14 protein-coding genes are annotated in these 20263 nt (G+C 69.5%); 10 read left to right on the forward strand and 4 right to left on the reverse strand.

Annotation, left to right across the window (positions count from 1 at the left end):
- Window positions 1-255 precede the first annotated feature (255 nt).
- From K7G19_RS15420 to K7G19_RS15465, 10 genes are all read left to right on the forward strand, one after another.
- Window positions 256-2853: a hypothetical protein gene (locus K7G19_RS15420; RefSeq protein WP_226107992.1), complete on the forward strand. Its 2598-nt coding sequence runs from the start codon at window positions 256-258 to the stop codon at window positions 2851-2853.
- Window positions 2854-2942: 89 nt separating this feature from the next.
- Complete coding sequence (locus K7G19_RS15425) at window positions 2943-3884, forward strand: glyoxylate/hydroxypyruvate reductase A (protein ID WP_226107994.1); 942 nt, start codon at window positions 2943-2945, stop codon at window positions 3882-3884.
- Between the two features lie 63 nt (window positions 3885-3947).
- A complete protein-coding gene (locus K7G19_RS15430; RefSeq protein ID WP_150082732.1) occupies window positions 3948-4889 on the forward strand; it encodes a hydroxymethylglutaryl-CoA lyase in 942 nt (313 codons plus the stop codon).
- A 226-nt stretch (window positions 4890-5115) separates the two neighbouring features.
- Window positions 5116-5652, forward strand: coding sequence for a YbaK/EbsC family protein (locus K7G19_RS15435; RefSeq protein WP_150082733.1), 537 nt, complete (start codon window positions 5116-5118; stop codon window positions 5650-5652).
- Entirely contained in the window at window positions 5649-6080 is a 432-nt protein-coding gene (locus K7G19_RS15440) for a thioesterase family protein (RefSeq protein ID WP_226107996.1), read from the forward strand. Before K7G19_RS15435 ends, K7G19_RS15440 begins: the two co-directional genes overlap by 4 nt.
- 239 nt (window positions 6081-6319) lie before the next feature.
- The gene (locus K7G19_RS15445) at window positions 6320-9028 is read left to right on the forward strand and encodes an F-box protein (protein ID WP_226107998.1); all 2709 of its coding nucleotides are present in this window, start codon (window positions 6320-6322) and stop codon (window positions 9026-9028) included.
- 33 nt (window positions 9029-9061) lie between these two features.
- Window positions 9062-11752: a hypothetical protein gene (locus K7G19_RS15450; RefSeq protein ID WP_226108000.1), complete on the forward strand. Its 2691-nt coding sequence runs from the start codon at window positions 9062-9064 to the stop codon at window positions 11750-11752.
- A gap of 212 nt (window positions 11753-11964) precedes the next feature.
- A complete protein-coding gene (locus K7G19_RS15455) occupies window positions 11965-12270 on the forward strand; it encodes a DUF1289 domain-containing protein (protein WP_317845735.1) in 306 nt (101 codons plus the stop codon).
- Window positions 12267-13217 carry an MBL fold metallo-hydrolase gene (locus tag K7G19_RS15460; RefSeq protein ID WP_226108002.1) on the forward strand — a complete coding sequence of 317 codons (951 nt, stop codon included), beginning with the start codon at window positions 12267-12269 and terminating at the stop codon, window positions 13215-13217. Before K7G19_RS15455 ends, K7G19_RS15460 begins: the two co-directional genes overlap by 4 nt.
- Window positions 13202-13840, forward strand: coding sequence for a GNAT family N-acetyltransferase (locus K7G19_RS15465; protein WP_226108004.1), 639 nt, complete (start codon window positions 13202-13204; stop codon window positions 13838-13840). The genes K7G19_RS15460 and K7G19_RS15465 overlap by 16 nt, the downstream gene beginning before the upstream one ends.
- Here the strand turns inward: K7G19_RS15465 and K7G19_RS15470 are convergent.
- The 4 genes from K7G19_RS15470 to zigA all read right to left on the reverse strand — a co-directional run bounded on the left by K7G19_RS15470 (window position 13830) and on the right by zigA (window position 20057).
- Window positions 13830-15410: an ABC transporter substrate-binding protein gene (locus K7G19_RS15470; RefSeq protein ID WP_149317273.1), complete on the reverse strand. Its 1581-nt coding sequence runs from the start codon at window positions 15408-15410 to the stop codon at window positions 13830-13832. The two genes, K7G19_RS15465 and K7G19_RS15470, sit on opposite strands and share 11 nt — an antisense overlap.
- 210 nt (window positions 15411-15620) lie before the next feature.
- Window positions 15621-17933, reverse strand: coding sequence for a TonB-dependent receptor (locus tag K7G19_RS15475; RefSeq protein WP_226108006.1), 2313 nt, complete (start codon window positions 17931-17933; stop codon window positions 15621-15623).
- Between the two features lie 233 nt (window positions 17934-18166).
- On the reverse strand, window positions 18167-18748 hold the full coding sequence (locus K7G19_RS15480) for a hypothetical protein (RefSeq protein ID WP_226108008.1): 582 nt from the start codon (window positions 18746-18748) through the stop codon (window positions 18167-18169).
- The gene (gene zigA / locus K7G19_RS15485; RefSeq protein WP_226108010.1) at window positions 18738-20057 is read right to left on the reverse strand and encodes a zinc metallochaperone GTPase ZigA; all 1320 of its coding nucleotides are present in this window, start codon (window positions 20055-20057) and stop codon (window positions 18738-18740) included. The genes K7G19_RS15480 and zigA overlap by 11 nt, the downstream gene beginning before the upstream one ends.
- Window positions 20058-20263 lie beyond the last annotated feature (206 nt).

A 20263-nucleotide genomic window follows, 5' to 3' on the forward strand; every position in this document is an offset into this window, starting at 1 on the left:
GGGCAGGGCGAGCGGTACTTGCGTTGCGAAATGCAAGATTCGCATGCCTTCCCGCAAGCCGGCTGCGGCGTCGCGTTGACAATGGCCCGATGCCTTGTCTTCGCGAGGCCGGTGCCCGGGTGCCCCGCCTGACATCGAGCCCACGGCATCGGCGCTCTCCCGGGTTCCCCGGGGCGGGCGCCATCGGCAGGTCGGCACCGGACCGCATGGCTTCGCGGCACGAGGAAATCCTCAATCGCACATCCTGAGTTTCCCATGCCCCGATACACCCTCGACGCCTGCGCACCGCCGCCATGCAACGCGGCCGCCCCCACCGCGGCCGCCACCTCCGCCACCCGATCCCCCGAACACGATTTCGGCGTGTTCCGCTTCGACGGCTATGCCGTCTCCATCAGGATGGACGACCGCGGCATGCGAGCCGAGCGGCTCGTCAAGCATGCCACGTCACCCGGTCCCCTTCATGCGCTGCTGTACTGGTTGAAGACCCTGTTCAAGGCCGAGGGCGGCGCGTCGTGGTATCTGAACAAGCGCGACAGCAACGACGTGATCGGACAGCGCTGGGCGCAGGACAGGCAACGGCATCTGCGATCCTTCACGACGTCCGCGCCGCCGCAATCGACGCAATCGACGCAATCGACGCAATCGCCGCGGCCACCAACGGACCTGCCGGCGCTTGCTTGCGCCGAGGCGGCCTGGACAGTCGTGCTCGGTTGCCTCAATAGCCGCGATCGTGCCGCGATCGGACTGACCTCGAAGCGCATGCAGTACGCGATGCACGGCGAGCTCGCTCTGCAGGGTGCCCTGGCCCGCGCGCGCGGCCTGCGCACGCTGGAGGGCCTGCAGAAGGTTGCGGCGGACTACGGTCTGGACACCGGGCAGCAGGCCGATCCCACCCGAGCGGACAGGCTGATGCCAGGACAGAAGGAGGCGCTCGTCGTCGCGCTTGCCGAGCGCATCCCGATGCTGGAAGGGGGGCGGCACGGCGCGGCATTGGACTATCTGTGCCGGCAGGCCGCGGGCCTGGAGGGCCGCACCGGCCTGCGCGTACGCGCCGCGCTGCTGATGTCGCTGCCCAAGGAGCAGCGCGAAAAGGCGGCCGCCGTGCTCTTGCCCGACAAGGCAGCCTACGCCGCGCTGATCCGCTCGCAGACGCCCCAGGAACAGCGGGAGCGGCTCGTCGCCATCACCGAGGCCTTTCTGCACCAGCCCGGCACCGCCGAGCCGGCCGTCAGCCGCTGGGACGAGCTGCTTGCCGATGCCAGGGGCGACCTGCTTGCCCGGCCCGCTCTGGCGGGGCGGCAACTGTTTGCGCTGGCCACATGCCTGAAGAAGATCGCAAGGCCTGGCGGGAACGACGATCGCGAGCTGCTCGCGGCCGCGCTGGATCGCTGGCATGCGCTGCGTCAGCAGTTGCCGGCATTGCCCGCCACGGAAGCCGTCGAACTCGCGTATGCCCTCTCCAGAAGCCTCGAGCGTCTCGAGGCCGACAGTGTCGAATGGGCGAAGGCGGTGGCGTTGCTCGATGCCTGGCAAGCCAGCGTGAAGCTGACCTGCGAACAGCAGGTCAGGCTCCTTGCCCGGCTGGCGCACATGAAATCGACGGAAGGGTTGGCCAAACGCTGGTCGGCGGTGTGGGACCGTATCGAAACCGGGCAACTTGGCCACCTGGGCCCCCAGGCCGCGCGTGAGCTCGCGTGGGTGCCGGCGCAGGAGGGCTGGCAGCGCGTGGTGAACTTCTGCATGGACGATCGCAAGGCCTCGCCGAATCAACGCGCCGATATGCTGCTCGCCCTGGTCCAGTTCGTCGAGATGAGGCGGTTCTTCTTCGGCCAGCTCGACGTCAAGGCATTGAAGCCCGAGCTTCACCAGGCCGCGATGAAGCTGATGGAGAGCGGTGGGCCCGTTTTCCCGCTGCTGCGATGCCAGTGGCGGCCGAAGGCCGAGACCGCCGCGGCCATCCGGAAGCATCTCGAATGGCCGCGCCATTGCGAGGCGCTGGTGCAATGGCTCGAGTACCGTGGTCATCGGGATGCGGCGCCGCAGTGGAGCCTGTCGGATCTGCTTGCGCTGCAACCGGACCTGGCCCGGCTCGTGGAGCGTATCGTCCGGGATGGCGACGGTGCGGCGGGTGACGCCGGCGAGCGGGTGGCGATGGCGGTGGCCGCATGGGCCGATACGCAGATCGTCAGCCAGCAAGTGGAGCCTGCGCTGGCGCTGGCAGAGGCGTTGCTGCCGCTGGTACAGGCCACGTGCCGCCATGATCGCGGCGGCGCCGCTCTGCCGCGGTTGGCGCAGCTGATCAACAGCATCATTCTGGTGGCGAACGAGCAGCCCGACATTGCACGCGCCGGTCGCATCGACGCGTTGTTCGAGGCGACCTGGGCGCTTGCGGATGCGCTGCCGCCCGCCGACCGTCGCGCCATGCTGGATGCGCTGATCATGCTGAAGGAGCCGTTGCAGCCGAACGAGATACGCCGCACGCCGCAATTCTGGGCCGGCAGGACGCTGCTTCGTGCCGCGCAGGCAATATCGGACGACATGCCGGGCCGCGCCAATCTGCTGGTGGGGCTGGCGAAGGCCGAATACATGCTCGATGGCCAGTCCAACCTCGGCGCCCACTTTGGCAGTGCGCGCATGCAGATCCACCTCAAGACCGTCGCGTTGCCGGACAGGGAGTTTGCGGTGGCCGCGGAACGCCTCGCGCTATGGTTCGCCGGCCGGCCAGCGGACCGCGCCGAGGCCCGGGCATGGGAAAAGGCGAAGTCGGCCTTCCTCGCCCGGGTGCGAGGCCTGTCAGTCGAACACCACATGGCGCGCCAGCGTATCGAGCACTGGATGGAACCGGAATGGTAGGCGACCCGTCCCGGCTCTGCCGGCGCCGGCTGGAGAATGACGGAGTCTGAGACAATACGCCGGGACAAGACCAAAGACGTGGAGAAGCGATGAAGCTGCAGTTGTACGTGCCCGATGGCCGCTATGCGCCGTGGATCGAGGGGTTTGCGCAGGCCCTGCCCGAGGCGCAGTGCGTCACCTGGGAAGAGAGCCAGGGACAGCCGGTCGACTATGCGGTGGTCTGGCGCCCGCCGCTCGAGATGCTGAAGGGACGCCGCGACCTGAAGGCCGTGTTCAACCTGGGCGCCGGCGTGGACGGCATCCTGCGGCTGCGCGACACCGACCCGGACGCGCTGCCGGCCGGCGTGCCGATCGTGCGGCTTGACGATGCCGGCATGGGCGCGCAGATGGCCGAGTACGTGACCCACGCGGTGCTGCGCTATTTCCGCCGGCTCGACGACTACGCGGCGCAGCAGCAGGCGGGCACCTGGAAATTCCTCAAGCCGCATCGCCGCGCCGATTTCACCATCGGCGTGATGGGCGTCGGCACGCTGGGCGCGCATATCGCCCGCACGCTGGCTGCGTTCGGCTTTCCGGTGCGCGGCTGGAGCCGCTCGCCGAAGACCGTCGAGGGCGTGCAGTGCCATGCCGGCGAGGCAGGGCAGGCCACCTTCCTCGACGGGCTGCGCGTGCTGGTCAACGTGCTGCCGCTGACGCCGGAAACCGAGAACATCATCGACGCGGCGCTGCTGAACCGGCTCGCCAAGGGCGCCTATCTGATCAACGTCGCGCGCGGCCCGCACCTGGTCGAAGAGGATCTGCTGGCCGCGGTGCAGCAGGGCCAGATCGCCGGCGCGACGCTGGACGTGTTCCGCACCGAGCCGCTGCCGCCCGAACATCCGTTCTGGCGCGAGCCGCGCATCACCATCACGCCGCATATCTCGGCGCTGACGCTGCGGGAGGACAGCATCGCGCAGATCGCCGACAAGATCCGCGCGCTGCGGGACGGCCGGCCCATCGCCGGCGTGGTCGATCTGCAGCGCGGCTACTGACCCGCGCCACGAAAAACCGGACCGCCGCCGCGAGCGGCGGCCACCACCAGACGAGGAGCAGCGATGAACCAACCCAACTACGTGAAGATCGTCGAGGTCGGGCCGCGCGACGGCCTGCAGAACGAGAAGGCGATGGTGCCGGCCGACACCAAGGTCGCGCTGATCGACCGGCTGACCGAGGCGGGCTTCGTCAATATCGAGGCGGCGTCCTTCGTGTCGCCCAAGTGGGTGCCGCAAATGGCCGACGGCGCCGACGTGATGGCGCGCATCCAGCGCCGGCCCGGCACGCTGTATTCGGTGCTGACGCCGAACATGAAGGGCTTCGAGGGCGCGGTGGCGGCGGGCGCCGATGAAGTGGTGATCTTCGGCGCGGCCAGCGAGGCCTTCTCGCAGAAGAACATCAACTGCTCGATCGCCGAATCGATCGCGCGTTTCGAGCCGGTGGCGGCCGCGGCCAGGGAGAAGGGCATCCGCTTGCGCGGCAGCATTTCGTGCTCGCTGGGCTGTCCCTATCAGGGCGAGGTGCCGGTCGCGGCGGTGGTCGACGTGGTACGCCGGATGCGCGACCTGGGCTGCGACGAGATCGACATCGCCGATACCATCGGTGTCGGCACGCCGGCCCGCGTGCAGGAGGTGATGCGCGCCGCCGCCGGCGAGTTCGCGCTGGACCGCCTGTCCGGCCATTTCCACGATACCTATGGCCAGGCGCTGTCGAACATCCTCGCCAGCCTCGACGTCGGCATCCAGATCTTCCACGCCTCGGTGGCTGGCCTGGGCGGTTGCCCCTATGCCAAGGGCGCAACCGGCAATGTGGCGACCGAGGACGTGCTTTACATGCTGCACGGCATGGGGGTGCGTACCGGCATCGACCTGGAGCAGGTGGTGCGCGCCGGCGACTTCATCTCGCAGGCGATCGGCCGCGCCAACAACTCGCGGGTGGGCCGCGCGCTGTTGACCAAATGGGCCGCCGACAAGGCCGAGGGGAACGCCGCGGCCTGCGTTTGATTCTGGGCCTGGGCCTGAGCTTGAGTCTGAGCCTGAGCCTGGGCCTGGGCCTGGGCCTGGGCCTGGGCCTGAGCTTGAGTCTGAGCCTGAGCCTGGGCCTGGGCCTGGGCCTGGGCCTGAGCTTGAGTCTGAGCCTGAGCCTGAGCCTGAGCCTGAGCCTGAGCTTGAGCTTGAGCCTGTCCGACCTATCCAACCAAAAACAGGAACGCGCGGAGACCGAAGCCCGATGCAGAACCTCGCCCAACCCTTGTCGTTGTCCGCAGGCACCGCCACCGAGGCCGCGTTGCCCGAATCCGCCCAGCGCGTGGCGCGCCTGCTCGCCGAACTGGGCCATGACAAGCCGATCGTGATGCTGCCGTCGACCGGCAAGACCTCGGCCGAGGCCGCCGCCGGCCTGGGCTGCTCCGTCGCCGAGATCGCCAAGTCGATCGTCTTTCGGCGGCTTGACGACGATGCGCCGGTGGTGGTGATCGCCAGCGGCAGCAATCGCGTCGACGAGGCCAAGGTCGCCGCGCGCGTCGGCGCGCTGGGCAAGGCCGATGCCCGTTTCGTTCGCGAGAAGACCGGCTATGCCATCGGCGGCGTCTGCCCGATCGGCCATGCGGTCGCGCCGGTGATGCTGCTCGATCGCGACCTGTTCCGCCATGACAGCCTGTGGGCGGCCGCCGGCCATCCGCACGCGGTGTTCAACCTGACCCCGCAGCAGCTGCAGGCGATCACCGGCGCGGAAGTGGCCGACGTGGCCCAAGAGGGCGCGGCATGAGCCCCGATCTGAAGCCCGGCCTGGCCTTCACCTGGCGCTATACGGTGCCACGCAAGGCGACCGTGCCCAATCTCTACGACGACGTGCCGGGTTGTCCCGAGATGCCCGACGTGCTGGCCACCGGCTACATGGTTGGCATCATGGAATGCGCCTGCCTGCAGATGCTGCGCGAGTACCTGGACTGGCCGCGCGAGCAATCGCTCGGCACGCTGGTCAGCTTCACGCATCTGGCGCCGACGCCGGCCGGCATGACGGTCACGGTCAAGGGCGTGCTGACGGCGATCGAGGGCCGCAAGCTGCGATTCGAGCTGTCCGCCTGGGATGGCGAGGACAAGATCTCCGAAGGCGTGCACGAGCGCCATCTGATCGACGCGGCGCGCTTCAACGACAAGGTCGCCGCCAAGCGGGAACGCGCGGGCGGCGCGTAAGGATTCGGCGCCGGCGCCGAGGTCCTGAACGGGCCGTCGGGGCCATCGTGAGGCCATCGGGGTATTCAGGGATATTCGGGGGCCATCGGGGGCATCGGCGACACGGCGCGCCATGACGTTACGTTGCTCGAAAGGCTTGCGTTTGCCGCGCTTTTGACAAGCGGCGAGGCACCACGTGGGAACAATACCGGGTCAGGCTCGCCTCCCCACGTCATGCTCACCGGCCTCGCCGGAACGCCATGCCCGAATCGTTCCACTACATCTACCACGGCCCGCCGCCGCCGCGCCTCGAAGACGTCGAACGCCTGCAGCCCGTCTTTCGCCGCGCATACCCCGTCAATATCGTCTGGCTCAAAGGGAAGCCGGTGCGTGCCGAACGCGTGCACGCCGCCGAGCCCCGATCGCCCTGGCAGCGGCTGATCGATTGGCTTCGCAGTCTGTTTGGCCTCGCGGGCGGCCGTAGCTGGGCCATCGGTGCGCGCGACGCCCGCAGCCTCGTCAAGCAGCGGCAACGGATCGAGCGGGGGTGGTGGTCCCGGCAGCCACAGGGGTCCGCCGCGACGGATCGCACCGCGGCGGGTGGGCGAGCCGAACCGGCCCCCAGTGCCCACTGCCCGCCCGTGACAATGCACGTCCCAACGCACGTTCCATCGGCCCTGTGGCGTCAGGTATGCCGATTCCTGCAGCCGGAAGACGTGCTGGCGCTCGCCATGGTCAGCAGGGACGCGAAGCGCGCCATCGTCAGCCAGACGCTGGTCGCGCGGGCCATGCAAGGGGCATCGAATGCCGCGTCGTTGTCTGCCATGCTCGCCGTCATCGACGATATGGCCGGCTGGCATCGGCGACACGACCCCTGCTGGCCGGTACCGATGGCCGACCGGGCCTCCGTTCTCGCCGCGCTTGCCGCGCGCGTGCGTGTCCTGCTGAATGGGCAGCAGCCGGCCGCCTGCGCGGCGTTGCTCGATGCCGCGGAGCGTCTGGACCATCCCGGTGCGCGCGCCGGCGTGCTTGCCGCGATCGCCACGGCCCTCAATCCGGTTTGCCATGCCGACCGTCATGCCATCGCCGACCGTCTCCTCGGCATGATCCTCGCCTTGCCGGACGAGCTGCAATACGCCGCGCTGTGCGCGGTGCTGGGCAGTCCGAGGCCGCGGGATGTGCGATTGGCGTTTACGGCGCTCACCCGCACCGGCGGAAACTGGTTTGCCGTGGTGGAGCGGCTGCCGGCGTCGGATCGGGCGCGCGCGGGACGGAACCTGCTGTGTGCCCTGTTCGAGCGAGGCCACACTCTCGCCAGCCCGGGTGTGCTGCACGCCATGCTGGTCGATGCGCGGGACGCCGCCGCGGATTGCCCCGCCTCGAAGGCGATCCTGCTGGAAACGATAGGCACCGCATGGGTCGCCAGTGGCGATGCCGCGCAGGACGAGGCGCGGTGGCGCTCGCTCTTCCAGCAAGCCTGTGCGCTGCCGGCGACGATGTTCGAACCGGTGGTGCACGGCCTGCGTGGCAGCCTGCGTGAATTGCCGGAGGCGGCGGCGGTGGCCTGCACCGCGGCCTTCCGCACGTGGATCGAGACGGCTTCGCTGTCGGCATCGCAGCGGGTCGACCTCGGCGCGGGGCTGATCCACCGTCTGCCGCTGGAGGACCGTGCCGTCTATTGGCACGCCAGATGGTCCGACTGGCGCAATGGCCGGCATGACGATGAGGCGCACGCCATTCGCCTTGCCGGCAAGCTGATCAACATGCTGTGGTGCGTGCCGTCGCTGGCCGGCTGGCCAGCGCCCCTGGACGATCGCCATGGCGCTCCCCTCGCGCCCGCGCTGCGGGCCCGGCTGTTGACGATGCTGCCGTTGGAGGCCATGCGCGACGAACCCGGTTGCCTGGCCGCCGTGGTGGAGGAATCGATGCGGCTGGCAAAGCAGCACGACAGCCCGGGAGCCGCGTTGTGGTGGTACTTGGCCGGCTCGCTGTCATGGGCGCAGCGGCGCCAGGCCGAGTCGTTGCTCCGCCGAATGGAGCCGGCCAGGCTGTTCGGCGCGCTGCATGACGTGATGCAGGGCGACGAGGCCCGCTCGCCCAATGCCGCCACGCTGGCGATGAGCCGGCTGGAGAAGCCCTGCACAAGCGCGAAAGAGGCGCCCACGCGCGTCCGCCTGGCCACGCTGATGGCCTGGCATTACGAGCAGGAGATTCGCGCCGGCGGCGCACTGCGCGAGCGGCTCGGCCACGTCGGAACGTTGACTGACGAGCTGGAGGCCAGCGCGCCGGTGCAGGGGCAGGACGAATTCGCCACCGCGATGGCCGTGCTCGGCAACACTACGGCCATGGCGGCAAGCCTGGGCAAACGCGGGGACGATGTATCGGCGGCAGATGCGATCGTGCGGCGAATCTGGTACTGGATCGAACGGATGCGGGCCTCGACGCGGATGGCGATCGTCCAGACCCTGCTCGATCGCAATGCGGGGTCACGGCGCAACACTGCCGCCATGTTCTACGACTATCTGTCCCGATCGAGCCTCGCTCATATGATAAAACTGGCCTCGCGCAGCGCTGCCCAGGTGCCGATCGCGCAGCGTGGGGAGCTGCTGGTCGAGCTGGCCAGCGCGCATATCGAAGCGGCCAGCACCGGTTTCGATGCCACCCGCCTGGCGCAGTGGAACATGTTGCGCAGCGCCGTGCCGGCGGGCCATCGTTTGCGCATGCTGGCCGCCGCGGGACCCTGGATCACGCGTGCTCCCAAGGACGACAGCCTGCGATCGATGTGGCTCGATTGCCTGGCGGACTATGCGGCGCTGTGCGATCGCCTCCCGGCCGTGGACCAGCCCTGCGTCGCCCAGTGGCGCGGCCTGGCCAAGACGGCATTGTCCCCAGAGGCGGCGCCCGCGGGCGTCGATGCACCGAATCCCGATGCCGACCCGAGCCCAATCGCCGCGTCGGCACCCGGTTGATGGCGGGCCCCTTGCGCACTGACGAGCTTCCCCATGCCGCATCCTCCCAAGTATCTCTACGAGCCGGCCCATGCGGACAGCATTGCCGCGCTGTCCCGCCTGGGACGTCCGCCGTCGGGCGGCGCACAGACCGTCGGCGTCTTCCGTTTCCGCGGCGGTGAGCCGGTCCGCATCGAGCGTCTGGACGATGACACCTTTGTGGCGATCCGGCTCGATGCATCGGGCCGGCCGCGCCGCTTGCCCGGCAGCTTGCTTGACCGATTGCTCGATGTCATACGGTCGCTGTTCCGGCTGGAGGGCGGGACGCGGTGGTCGCTGACCAAGAGTGACTGTCGCGAGATGGAGTCCTGGATGTTCGCGTTGTCCGCGCGCGCGATGCAACAGGAAGCGCGATGCCGGCGCGAGCGTGCCGCGATGCGCGATCGGCGCGACGCCAGCACGCTGTCACGGTTCGAGGCGCTGCCGCTGCCCTTGCTGCACGCGATCAGCGCGAGACTCGGCTTGCAGGACTGCCATGCCCTGCGGCAGGTCTGCTCTCGCTTCGCAGAACCGATGGCGCACTGCGTGCCCTTGCTGCACGCGGAATCATGGACGACGCTGGCTGCGCTGCGCCGCGCGCTCGCCCATCTGTCGCCGAAAACGGCGGACGCACCGTTCGCCGCTCCGCCGGATCGATCGACGCGCGACAAGGCATTGAAGCGGGCGGCCGGCCGCATTTCGGTGCTGCCGGCCAGCCAGCGTCGCGCCGCCCTGCAGACCGTGCTGGGCGGGATCGAGCAGGCGTTTCCCGACGGCGACGGCGGTGCGGTAGCGCTGCGCGTGCTGGCTTCCCGGCTGGCGCAGTTGCCATGTGTCGACCGTGACGACAGACGCGAGGTACAGCGTCTGGCGTACCAGCTTTGCGGCGCGCTCGAGCGTCTGCCACTGGCCGATCGGGTCGGCGCGGCCCTGCGGCTGTGCAGGAGCCCGATGCTGTCGATCGCCGACCGCGTGCGCGCGCTGCTGGTGCCGGACTCGTGCTGGGTGCTGGCCGCGCGGGTGGTACCGGCGGCCGAGCGGCGCCGTGTCATCGACGAGCTCGTCGCGCTGGTTGCCCTTGTTGCGCAGCCGTCCCGTTTGCCACCATCGAAGGCAGTGCCGATGGCCCAGCAAGCCCTGCCCTTGGCCGAACTCGACCCGGCCGCCGGCGCGCATGCGCTCGCGGCCCTGCTTCGCATCTCGTCGCCCGCCATGCTGACACACGACTGGCCGGCCGAGGAGCGAGGCGGCGAAACGTCGTTCCGCACTGGCGTGGCGGTATGGGAGCACCTGGTGGCAACGGCGATCACGTGGCCGACTCAGGCGGCCGCTCTTCTGCTCAAGGCGCTGTTGCAGGCGTTGTCCGCGCTGCCGAACCAGGGCGCCAAGGATAGGGCCCGCCTTGCGGTAGGCGGATGGCTGGAGAACGCGGCCAACCTGCCAGCCCATGACCGCCGCGCGATCGACGCACTGCTGTTCGCGCTGCTGGCCCGGCCCGCGCGGCTCGCCGCCTGGAACGCGATGTGGGCCGCCCTGGCGCCGCCGAAAACGCAAGACGGCGACACGGAGGTGGATGTGGGCCAGATCGCGAGATGCCTGGTGTACCTGGCCGATGCCCAGCAGTGGGAGCCGATGCTGCTGCCCCGGCTCGAGCGGTTGCCGCCGCAGCAGCAGGCGGCGATGCTGGCCAACCTGCCGGCATACCTGTACACCGGACCGCATACGATGGAGCTGTTCGAGCGGGTGGTGGACCTGGCGGTCCACCATCGCCTGTTGAGACCTCTGACGTTGTGGTACCGCGCCCGCACGGCGCGGGACTACGGCCGATACAGCGATGCGCTGGACAGTGCGCTGATGTGCCTGCCGAAGCTCGAGCAGGCGGAGTGGATCGTCGCGCTGTCGCGCAATCGCGTGGTGCCCGAGCTGTGGATCGACGTGGGGCTGGCCGCGATGGAACCGCCGTTGCCGAATGCGGCGCTGCAGGCGTCGCTGCTCGGTGCCGTGGCGTCGCAGTGCCATCAATACGGCGTCCGTCTGGACGAAGTCTGGCAACCGCGGGTCGTCGGCCTGACCCAGGCATTGGCGCAACTGGAGGGTACGGCGGCCGGCCTGGACACCAGGGCGGTCTCGGCGCTGGTCGGCATCGGCGACACCATGCTGCAATTGCACGACGGCCTGGCGAAGTCCGCCCGGCCGGCGTGGACGGCGGACGCGATCCCCGCCTTCGTCGATGCCGTATGGAGGCAAGTCGAGAAGTTGCCTTTTGCCAGCACGCTGAGCATGATCGCCAACCTGTGCGTGCCGCGCGCGCTGTTCGCTCCATCGTACGAGCGGCACTTTCATCTGACCACAGTGCGGCATGCGATCGCGCTGCTGCCGGCGTTGTCGCCGCAGCAACGCGGCGACTTGCTGCCGAGTCTGATCGACATGGAGTCGGGGCCCAAAGGCGCGCGGCCAGTCGATTGGCGCGGTTTCGACAGCTGCCGCCAGGCACTATGGCAGGCGGTCGCGGCGCTGCCTGCCCGTGAGCGGGCCCGAACCGGCCTGCTCGACCAGGTGTCGCACTGGTTCGCCCGTTCGCCTGCCGACGCGCGCAGCCGGCAGGCGTGGAGGGACGCGCGCCGCCAATACCTTGCAATGGTCGACGCCGCGCCCCCCGAGCAACGTCCGGTACTGGTCAGGCGCCGATTCGGAGTCTTCGGCTGATCCGCTGATCCGGCTAATCCGCTGATCCGGCTGATCCGCTTATCCGCTGTTCCGGCTGATTCCGCTGATTCCGCTGATTCCGCTGATTCCGCTGATTCCGCTGATCCGGGGAAGTGCGGGGCGCCCAATCCGTAAGGCTGTGCCGTCCGCCCAATGGCGCTACACTGCGTCGATCAGCCAGGCCATTCGTCCCCATGTCAGCCGACCCCAAATTGATCGCCGACCTGCGCCGCCGCGCGCTTGCCGCCCAATATGCGAAGCCGGTCGCCTCGCCGTGCCGCGATGTCTGCCGCATGGGCCAGCACGGCTATTGCGAGGGCTGCTTCCGTACCATCGACGAGATCGCGGGCTGGGCCAATCGCAGCGAAGACGACAAGCGCGCCATCTGGCAGGCGCTGCCGCAACGCGCCGCGGCAGCGGACGCGGCCACCGCGTCCGACATGTCCGGCACGTCGGATACGTCCCGCCCGTCCGATATGTCCGACGCGTCCGACACGATGCAAGCAGGCCGGCCATGACGCAATCCACGGCAAGCGAGCCAGGCGCAGCAGGCCAGAGGCTGCCCGCCGGCATCCGCGTGTTCGAACGCGGCTGGCTGTCGGCCAACAACGTGCTGCTGATCGACGGGGACGATACCGTGCTGGTCGACAGCGGCTATGTCAGCCACGCCGAGCAGACCCTGGCCCTGGTCGAGGCCGCGCTGGACGGCAAGCCCCTGAAGCGGCTGATCAATACCCATCTGCATTCGGACCACTGCGGCGGCAATGCGCTGCTGCAGCGGCGTTGGCAGCCGCGCACGTGGATTCCCGCGGCCGAGGCGCGTGCCGTGGCGCAGTGGGACGTCGATGCGCTGACCTACCGCGCCACCGGCCAGCAGTGCGATCGCTTCGCCTTCGATGCGCTGTTGGAGGATGGCCAGTCGATGCGGATGGGCGGCATCGGCTGGCAGGTCATCGCAGCCCCTGGGCACGACCCGCACGCGGTGATGCTGTTCGCGCCGGCAGAGCGCATCCTGATCTCCGGCGATGCGCTGTGGCAGCATGGCTTCGGCGTGATCTTTCCCGAGCTCGACGGCGACAGCGGTTTCGCCGAACAGGAAGCCGTGCTGCGGCGGATCGCCGAGCTCGATGTGCGGCTGGTGATCCCCGGGCATGGCAGTCCGTTCACCGATGTCGGCGCGGCACTGGAGCGCGCCAATGGCCGCCTCGACTATCTGCGTGCCGATCCGCGCCGCAACGCCGCGCACGCGCTGAAGGTGCTGGTCAAGTTCAAGCTGCTGGAGCAGCGTCAAATGACGCGCGACGCGCTGCTGCAGTGGATGGCGCAGGCACCGCTGCTCGAGCGCGTGCGGCTGCGCTATCTGGACGGCGCGCCGCTGCCCGAGGTGCTGCAGCAGGTCGTGACGGGCCTGGTCAAGGCGGGCGCGGCGACGGTCGACGGCGATACGGTTTGCAATTCGGATTGAGCGCGATGGGGACCGTGCCGATCCTGCGTGGCGACGGGTTTTCGCTGCGCCCGTTTCGACAGGCCGACGCCGAGCAGTTGGCCGCCGCGGTGCAGGAGTCGATGGCCAGCCTCGCGCCATGGATGCCTTGGGCCCACCTGCGCTACAGCGTGCGCGACGCGCAGTTGTGGATCGATACCTGCGCGGACAATCTCGCGGCCGGCCTCTCCTACGACATCGGCATCTATTCGGAGGACGGCCGCGTGCTGTTCGGCGGCGTCGCGCTGAACCAGATCTCGACCGAGAACCGCATGGCCAACCTGGGCTATTGGGTGCGCAAGAGCCGGCAGGGCGAGGGGCTTGCCACCCGCGCCGCCTGGATGATGGCCTGCTTCGGTTTTCATCGCCTGCATCTGACCCGCATCGAGATCGTCGCCGCCGAGCAGAATCTGGCGAGCCGCCGCGTCGCCGAGAAGACCGGCGCGCTGCTCGAATGCGTCGCGCGCAACCGGCTGGTGCTGCGCGGCGTGCCCTGCCGCGCGGCGATCTACTCGCTGGTGCCGGAGTCGGTGATGCCTTCCGTTCCGACCCCGGCGCCGAGCCGGACCCCGGCGCCGGCGTCGCCCCGGGCCGTCAGCGAGTAATGCTGAACGCGTAGGTGCGTTCGTCCTGGCGCGGGATCACGGTCAGGCCCTTCTTCGCCGCCCACACATTGATCTGGTAGTACAGCGGGATCACGCCGTAGTCCTTGATGCCGATCTCGGTGGCCTCCTGCAGCAGCTTCTCGCGCGCGCGGTCGTCGATCGTCGTCAGCGCGGTGCTGAGCTTGGCGTCCAGCGCCGGGTTGCTGTAGCGGCCCCGGTTCGATGCGCCCCAGCCCTTGGCGGGATCGTAGGTCGCCAGCAGCGACTTCAGCGACGAGCCGGCCTCGCCGGTGTCGGCGCCCCAGCCGGCCAGCATGAACGAGAAATCGAGCTTGTTGGCGCGCGTGAAGAAGCTCGCCGACGGCATCGCCTCGACGCGCGTCTGGATGCCGATGCGGGTCAGCATCGAGGCGATCGCCTGTGCCACCTGCTCGTCATTGACATAGCGGTTGTTCGGCGTATGCAGCGTCAGCTGGAAGCCGTCGGGATAGCCGGCCTCGGCCAGCAGCCGCTTGGCCGCCGCCGGATCGGCGGCATCGGGCTTCAGGCCCGGCACGTGGCCGAACAGCGAGCTGTTGACGAGCTGGCCGGTCGGCTCGGCCGCGCCTTCCATCACGCGGTCGACGATCGCCTGGCGCGAGATCGCCTTCGAGATCGCCTGGCGCACGCGCGCGTCCTTCAGCGGATTGCGGGGCAGCGGCTTGCCGGCCTTGTCGGCGACAAAGGGCGACACCTCGCGGTCGCTGTCCATATGCAGGTACATCATGCGGAAGGTCGGCACCTTGAACACGGACACGCCCGGATCGGCCGACAGCTTGCGGATATCCGAGGTCGGCACGTTCTCGATCACCTGCACGTCGCCGGCCAGCAGCGCTGCCACGCGCGGCGCGTCGTTGGTCAGGATGCGCAGCGACACCGTGTCCCATTGCGGCTTGTTGCCCCAGTAGGCGTCGTTGCGCGTCAGCTCGATGCGGTCGCCCTTGCGGAAGCTGACGAACTTGTACGGCCCGGTGCCGACCATCGCCTTGCCGCTGTTGAAGTCGTCGCTGGAGGCGTTGCCCGCCGCCTGCTTCGACACCATGTAGATCGTGGACAGATCGTTGGGCACCAGCGGATAGGGACCGTGGGTGGTGATGCGCACGGTCAGCTTGTCGACCGCCACCACGTCCTTGAAGCCCTTGGTGTAGATCGTGTACGGCGAGGGACTGTTCTTCACGGTGGCCGGCCGCGCCAGCGAGAACACGACGTCCTGCGCGGTGAATTCGCTGCCGTCGTGGAACTTCACGCCGGGCCGCAGCTTGACCTCCCAGGTGGTCTCGTCGACCGCGCGCCAGCTCAGCGCCAGCGCCGGCTTGAAGCGCATCTTCTCGTCCTTGGCGATCAGCGTCTCGAACATGTGCTCGGCGACGTTCGCGTTGGGCGTGACGTTGTGATAGTGCGGATCCAGCGAGGTGATATCGCCGGACAGGCCGATGGTCAGGCTGGCCGCGTGCGCGGGCAGGGCGGCGGCGCCGAAGGCCAGGCTTGTGGCCAGCACCGCGGCGCGCAGGGTACGACGAACGAATGGCATCGGGCACTCCCGTCGGTTGAGGTGTGCGGCATTGTCCGGACCGCGCTCTTGCAGTGTCAAGACGGATAGACCCGCGGCGCGGCGCTGCACCCCCAGCAGGCAGTCCAGGCCACGGCAGGCCCCCGCGCGCCCCGGTCGAGTGCCTGTTGCACCGCGATGAAACGTCGCCCCGGTAGCCGGGAAGCGGTGCCCGGCCACCGGCGCGCACCGCTAGAACGTCGTGCGCATGCCCACCCGCACGCTGCGGCCTGCCATCGGCGCGATGTCGCGCAGGATCGAGGTGGCATTGCGCGCCTCCTCGTTGGTCAGGTTGTCGCCGCGCAGATAGAGCAGGGTTTGCGTGCGGCCGCTCCTGATCTTGTAGGTCAGCGCGACGCCCAGCATCGTGTAGGCGTCGGTGGGCGTGTCGTTGACCGGCACGCGGGTCTGCTTCGCGGCCCAGGTCAGGTCGATGCGCGCGCCGAACGGCCCGGCGCCGTAGACCAGCGCGCCGCCCAGGCGCAGCGGCGCCAGCCGCGGCAGCGGTTCGCCGGTCTCGCGGTTCTCGCCGCGCACGTAGTCCGCACGCGCCTCGAAGTCCAGCGTATCGCTGCCGGTCAGCAGCTTGCGCGCCAGCCGGGTCTTGCCTTCGGCCTCGAAGCCGTACAGCGTCGCGGGGATGCCGAGGTAGCGCAGCTCGGGCAGGGCGTCCGCGCTGCCGGGCGCCACCAGCTCGCCTTCCTCGTTGCGTGCGTTGCCCGTCGCGGACAGCGCCAGATAGTTGGAGAAGCGGCTGTAGAAGCCGGACACGCCGGCGCTGTGGTCACCCTGCTTGAAGCGCAGGCCCAGGTCGACCGAGGTCGCGCGTTCCTTGTTGGCGTTCGGATCGCCCTGCTCCCAGGCGCCGGTGGCGACGTGCGGGCCGTTGGCGTAGAGCTCGTAGAAGGTCGGCGCGCGCTCGGTGTAGGCGACGTTGGAGGTCAGCGACCAGGCCGGGCCCAGCTTGTACAGCAGGCCGGCCGAGGCGCTGCCCGCGTTGAAGCTGCGGTTGGCGTCGGCAAAGCGTTCGTTGCCGCCGGCGGTGGCCTTGACGCTGGTATGGTCGATGCGGCCGCCCAGGTTCAGCTTCAGGTTGCCGGCCGCATCCAGCGGCATTTCCTCGAATACGAACAGCGCGGCATTGTCGGTGTCGCTGCTGGGCACGAAGGCTTCCTCGCCCAGCGCGGAGAAGCGGGTCGCGCCGAACTGCGCGCCGATCACGCCGCGCATGCGGCCGATGTTGCCGTGCTGCGCTTCGATGCGGGCATCCCAGCCCTTGTTCTTGAACACCGTGCCGGTCTCGCCGCCCTCGATTTCCTTGTGCTCGTAGTCGGTATAGCCGAACTTGCCCCTGACCGATTCGAACCAGCCGCCGGTGGTGCCGGACAGGTTGCGCGCCTCGCCTTCCAGCGCGAAGCGGTCCTGCTTCATGTTCAGCCGCACCTCGTCTTCGGCGGGCGTGCCGTAGTCGTTGCGATAGGCGCTGTAGCTGGCGCCGACGAAGCCGTCGGCCCAGGTGTAGGAGCCGCCCAGCGCGCCGCCGTGCTGCTCGGCGTTGGTGTTGGGCAGCCGGCCGCGGACCTCGGTCTCGCCTTCCTCCAGCGGCTGGCTGTTGCGCAGCCGCTCGCTGCGGGCGAAGCCGGGAATGCGCAGGTCGCTGGTCTTGCGGGCGAACGCGTCGGCGTGGATCGCGAACTTGCCGTTGCCGGCCTCGACCAGCCCGCTGGCATTGCGCGCCGCGTCGCCGTCGATGGTGGCGCTCAGATCGGTGGCGCCGGTGACGCCTTCGATCGGCGCCTTCGGGATGCGGTTGTCGATCACGTTGACCACGCCGCCGATCGCATTGCCGCCGTACATCAGCGCCGCGGGGCCGCGCACGACTTCGATGCGCTCGGCCACCAGCGGGTCCAGCGGCACCGCGTGGTCGTAGGACAGCGTGGCGGCGTCGATGCTGCTGCCGCCGTTCTGCAGCACCTTGATGCGATCGCCGTCGAGCCCGCGGATCACCGGCCGGCTCGAGTTCGGACCGAAGTAGGTCGACGACACGCCGGGCAGGCTGTTCAGCGTTTCACCGAGCGTGCTGTTCTGGCGCACGGCCAGGTTGTCGCCCTGCAGCGTGGAGACGGCCGGCACCAGCGAATTCAGGTCGCTGCCGAGCGGGTTGGCGGTGACCACGACTTCGCCGAGGGTCGGGGCGGCTGCCGCGGGGGTGGCGGCCGGCATCGCGGCAGGGGCGGCCGGTGCGGCGCTGGCAGCAGTGGCGGCAGTGGTGGCAGTGGTGGCAGTGGTGGCAGCCGGCACCGCGGTCGATGCGGCGGGCGGGGCGCTCTGGCTCCAGGCGGCGGGTGCCGCCAGGCACAGCGCGACGGCGGCCAGCGGCGTCAGGCGGGTGCCAAGCCGATGCGACAGGTCTTGCGTCAGGTGTTGCAGAAGGTCGTACGTCGGGCGGACCGAAGCGTGAGAGGAACGGCGTGCGGCGGCGGTGCGTTGCAGGGTCGGATTCATGGCTCGCGATGCGAAGGACATCGGGGGGCGATCGGCGCGATCGCTGACTGATTGCCCGGCTGGCGCGGCAAGGCACGTCCCGCCGCGATGGCATGGGAGTGCGGGCCTGTCGCCAGCATGGCGCCGGGATGTCGCCGGGATGTCGGCGGCATGTCCGGGGAGTCGTGCCGGTCAGCGTGGTCGAACGTCGGGATCGCCGGGTCGTCGACAAGCGGCCGCGAGGGCGGCCGGGCTCAGGCGAAGGCGAGCGAAGCGGGTGGGGCGCGCGTCAGGAAGCTGCGCTGCGGCGGCAGGTGGGGCCAGCGCCAGGTGATGCCGGGCGGCACCAGCGGCTTGCCGTGCGACAGCAGCGGCATCGGTGGCGCACCGCAGGCGCCGGGGGCCTGCGTGGCCGCGTCGAACAGCACGCACGAGTGGGTCGATGCGCGCGCGCTGTCCGGTGCGTGGCGGTCGGTGCCGGTACCGGTGTCGATATCGGCATCGGCGACGGAGGCGGAGGCGGAGGCGGAGGCGTCGTCGCGCGCGGCTGTCGCGGTCGCAGCGGCGGTGGGCGATGCCTGCCCGGCCAACGTCAGCCCGGCCAACGTCAGCCCGGCCGACATCAAGCCGGACGACGTCAGCCCGGCCGACATCAAGCCGGACGACATCAGCCCGGTCGACATCAGCCCGACCGGCGCGCCGCCATGCTGGATGCGGTGAACCAGGCCGGCGTGCTGGGCCAGCAACAGGCACAGCACCAGCCACAAGGCCCACAGTCCACCGGTCAGGCGGCCTGTGCCTCGGCGCCGCAGCTTGCGCAGCAACTCAGTGCGCATGTCCGCCATGGTGGCCGCAGTCGCAGGGGCCGCCATCGTGATCGTGATCGTGACGGTGATCATGTTCGTGATGATCGTGGTCATCGTCGCCGAAGGCGTCTTCCCAGCTGGGGAAGGGATCATCGTAGGCGGCCCAGGCCTCGGGCCCGGCCGCCATCTCGGCATCGGTCAGCAGGCAGGCATCGAGCGCGGCCTCGAGCGCGGCGCGGTCCATGTTCTGGCCGATCAGCACCAGCTCCTGGCGCCGGTCGCCGAACGGGGCCGGCGCACCGTCGACCTCCGAGTCGGCGCGGATCGCGGCCAGCGTGTCGTCGTCCTGCGGCCAGTCGGCCCGATCGACCGCGGCCCACCAGGCACCGGCGCCGCCATGGCGGCACACGCCGCCGGCCTGGCTCCAGCTGCCGGCCACCGCCATGCGGCTCGCCAGCCAGAAGAAGCCCTTCGAGCGCAGCACGTTGCCATGCTGGCGCAGCCATTCGGTATGGATCAGGTCGGCGAAGCGGCGCGGGTGGAACGGGCGGCGGCGCCGGTAGACGAAACTGCCGATGCCGTAGGCTTCGCTCTCGGGCACATGGTCGCCGCGCAGTTCGGCCTGCCAGCCCGGCGCGGCCGCGGCGGCTTCGAAGTCGAAGCGGCCGGTGTCGAGTACCTTGTCGAGCGGCACCTTGCCGAAGCTGGCGGGCACGATCTCGGCGCGCGGGTTCAGCACGTGCAGCAGCGCCATCAGCCGCTCGCGCTCGGCATCGTCGACCAGATCGATCTTGTTCAGCACGATCACGTCGCAGAACTCGACCTGCTCGATCAGCAGATCGACCACGGTGCGGTCGTCCTCGTCGTCGCGGGCCTGGCCGCGGTCGCGCAGATAGTCGGCCTCGTCGAAGTCCTGCGGGAAATGCGCGGCGTCGACCACGGTGACGATGGTGTCGAGCCGGGCCAGGCTGTCGAGTGCGTGGCCGTGTTCGTCTTCGAACGTGAACGTTTCGGCGATCGGCAGCGGCTCGGCCACGCCGGTCGATTCGACCAGCAGATAGTCGAAGCGCCCCTCGCGCGCCAGCGCGGCGATCTCGACCAGCAGGTCCTCGCGCAGCGTGCAGCAGATGCAGCCGTTGGACAGCTCGACCAGGCGCTCGCCGGCCTGCGCCAGCACGCCTTCGCCGACCAGCCGCGCATCGATGTTGACGTCCGCCAGGTCGTTGACGATGACCGCCACGCGCTTGCCTTCGCGGTTGGCCAGCACATGCTGCAGCAGCGTGGTCTTGCCGGCGCCGAGGAAGCCGGCCAATACGGTGACGGGAAGACGGTCGGCCATGGCGATCTGGAGGATGAGGGGGGATGTCGCGCGGCGGCGCGCAGGGCGGATCGCCGGCTTATTGCAACAAGGTTGCGACTGTAGCAGAAATGCGAGGCCGCGGCACCTTCGCTGTCGCCTCTCGGCGACGGCTCGGGTCTGTCTCGCGTACAAAAGCAAACGGCCCGGAGTTCCGGGCCGTTGACAGCGCAGATCGAGGGGCGCAG

Origin of the sequence: Cupriavidus sp. DB3 (assembly GCF_020418465.1) — a bacterium.
Lineage (GTDB): Bacteria > Pseudomonadota > Gammaproteobacteria > Burkholderiales > Burkholderiaceae > Cupriavidus > Cupriavidus cauae.